Annotated in this window: 1 protein-coding gene; it reads right to left on the reverse strand. The window is 45.5% G+C overall.

The genetic code is table 11. The features are described 5' to 3' along the window. The coding region (locus B1748_RS37185) for a hypothetical protein (protein ID WP_179216024.1) at positions 1–404 on the reverse strand (404 nt) is incomplete at both ends.

A 404-nucleotide genomic window follows, 5' to 3' on the forward strand; every position in this document is an offset into this window, starting at 1 on the left:
CCCATGCATCGTATTGCTGTGAGACAACCAAGGAATATTGTAGCTCATAATCAGCATGATCTTGATTCCTTTGTTATGATAGGTGTCAACCCAATCATAGTTGCTCCAATTCCACGTGCTTGGATCCGCAACGTTGCCTACGTTATTCTTATAGTCGGCAACAGTCGTATTGGGCACAATTTGGACGAGATAAGCATCCCTTCTCATGAAATTAATGCCGATTGACCGAAGCGTATCTACATCGGCCGGACTATCCAACTGATTGACGGCTCCCCCAAAATTGTTAGCATAACCTGTTCCGTTATTAACAGAAAAGTTTGCCGTAACCGACGTCGCCGCATACCCTATTTCGGGAAATCCCGCTAAAGAAGCAACCAGCAACACAACCAGCATGCAGCAGCTAA

It is taken from the genome of Paenibacillus sp. MY03 (genome assembly GCF_002165585.1).
In the GTDB taxonomy this organism is placed as follows: Bacteria; Bacillota; Bacilli; order Paenibacillales; family Paenibacillaceae; genus Pristimantibacillus; species Pristimantibacillus agaridevorans.